Origin of the sequence: Methylobacterium sp. B1, from assembly GCF_000333255.1 — a bacterium.
Classification (GTDB): Bacteria; Pseudomonadota; Alphaproteobacteria; order Rhizobiales; family Beijerinckiaceae; genus Methylobacterium; species Methylobacterium fujisawaense.
Genome location: NZ_BACT01001035.1, coordinates 1 through 2,249, shown reverse-complemented (window position 1 = coordinate 2,249; position 2,249 = coordinate 1). Strand labels below are relative to the sequence as shown.

At 72.8% G+C, this 2,249-nt stretch carries 2 protein-coding genes; one reads left to right on the top strand and one right to left on the bottom strand.

Annotated elements, in window-relative coordinates; all coding sequences use genetic code 11:
* Nucleotides 1-1,407: SulP family inorganic anion transporter (locus I53_RS28955; protein WP_043357576.1), on the bottom strand; the 1,407-nt coding region annotated here is incomplete at its 3' end.
* 296 nt (nucleotides 1,408-1,703) lie between these two features.
* Here I53_RS28955 and I53_RS28950 point away from each other — a divergent pair.
* Nucleotides 1,704-2,249, top strand: a 546-nt coding sequence (locus I53_RS28950) for a hypothetical protein (RefSeq protein ID WP_210161604.1), incomplete at its 3' end; no start/stop codon positions are given.

Here is a 2,249-nt window from a genome sequence, read left to right as displayed (position 1 = left end):
GCCGCTCTGCCCCGAGAGCGACCGGCGGATCGCGCCGATCTGCCCGTACTGGACCCCGAAGATCAGGATCGCCAGCAGGACGCCGACCAGGAAGCCCGTGGTGGCTCCGAAGAACGCCGTGGCGGCGCACACGACCAGCGCGATGGCGATCTCCCAGCCCGGAAGGGTCCGGCAGGCGATGTTCAGGTTGAACAGCAGCCCGATGCCGATGGCGATCAGGGCGCCGCCGGCCAGCGGGCGGGGCAGAAGCGCCAGGGGGCTCGCCCCGACGATGAGCAGCGCCGCCATGACGGCCAGCGTCAGCCACCAGCCGAGCCAGTGGCCGCCGCCGATGTTGTGCAGCAGGAGCGTCGAGGTCCGGCCGAAGCCCATCGCGGAGCTGCCGAACAGGCTTCCGACCATGTTGGTGGCGCCGGAGGCCACGAACATCCGGTCGATGTCGAGGTCGCGCCGGATCTCCAGCTCGACGCTCACCACGTAGAGGATCTGGATGATCACCGCCACGACGACCAGGGTGGCGATCTTGGGCCAGATCGGCAGGAGCAGGTGCGGGTCGAAGGCCATGAGGCTGCCGATGGCGGGCGGCCGCAGCAGCGACCCCGCCGGCAGCGGCTCGATCAGCCATCCCGCGGCCTGCCCGGCGGCGACGCTGGTGCCGGTCCAGGCCAGTCCGAGATGGACCACGGCGAGACTCGACAGAATGACCGTGGGATAGGTCCCCCAGTGCCGGACGATCCGGGGCAGGTAGAAGGCGCAGAAGCCGATGCCGAGGGTCAGGGCGATGCGCGCCAGCGCTCCGGCATCGATCCGGCCCGGATCGAGGGCCGCCGGGTCGACGGTGCGGAGCAGGGCCGCCAGCGGATCGTCGACATGGCCGCCGATCTGCACGCCGCTGCGCAGGAACAGCAGCCCGACGCCGCCGAGGAAGCCGGCGAGCACCGGATAGGGCAGGAGCTGCACCAGCAGGGAGGCCCGCAGGGTGCCGAGCAGCGCGAAGACCAATCCGGTGGCGAAGGTCGAGACGCCGCACGCGACGAGGACGAGCTGGCCCACCGTCTCCGGATCGGTCACGCCCGCCGCTTCCAGCTGCCCGGCGACGCCCGCGGCGATCGCCGCCTGCACGATCGCGGCCGCGCCGATGAAGGAGAGCGAGATCCGCGCGGTCCGGCGGAGCGCGATGAAGACGAGGCTGCCCAGCACGTAGGCCGCGAGCAGGCCCGACAGGCCGGCGGCGCGGCTCTCCGCCAGCGGCCCCGCGAAGATGAGCTGGGAGTAGCTGATGAGATCGAGCAGCAGCACCATCACGGTCACCGCCGCGGCGGCGCCGATGCGTGCACCGCGCAGCAGCCCCTCGCGGCCGCCGGCCCGGGAGGCGGTTCCGGCGGACGTCAGGTCGGGTGTCGTCATCGGCACGGCCTCCACATCGTGCAGTCTCCGGGACTGCCGAGACAGGTTCCCGATAGTCGCGCGGGCCGATCATCACAGAGCCGCAGGACTCAGAGTTCGGCCGCGCGTGTCCTAACCTGATGGCGGCCACGGGCTTAAATTATCGTGCAGGCGTGAGGCTGCCCGAAGGCAGCATCGGCGCGGGCGGCGGACCGACGAGGCCCGGTTGCGGCGCGCGGGTCCCGGTCGGGTATCCGGGATGCGATCCTGGACGGCGCGCCCGCACCTGCTAAGCCGACGGCGCCCAGGAGTCGCCGATGACCGCACCGATCCGACCCACCCGTCCCGCCTGCGCGGCGCTGCTGCTCGCCGGCTTCGCCGGGTCCGCCCGCGCCGCGGATGCGCCGTCGATCGCATGGCCCGAGCCCGGCGGCCGGGCGACGATCAGCCGGCCGTTCAAGGGATCGCCCCTCGCCGTCGGCGTCTCGTCCCGGACCGCGGGCGCCATCGACAGCCTGACCTGGGGCGGCACGCAGTTCATCAACGCCCGCGACCACGGCCGGGAGCTGCAATCGGCCGCCGCCTTCGACGGCTACGGCGAGTGCCTGAACCCCACGGAGGCCGGCAGCGATGCCGACGGCACCGGCCCGCGCAGCACGAGCCTGCTCACGGCCCTGCAGGTCGGCGCCGACACGCTCGAGACCCGGTCCCAGATGGCCTACTGGATCGGGCCCGGTGCGACGACCGGCTTTTGCCCGAAGGGCCCCGGCCCCCATGCCGGGCCGCGCTCCAACGACGTCCTGGCCAAGCGCGTCACCCTCGGCGCCGAGGCGTGGCCAACGCCCTCGCGTACGCGCCACCTA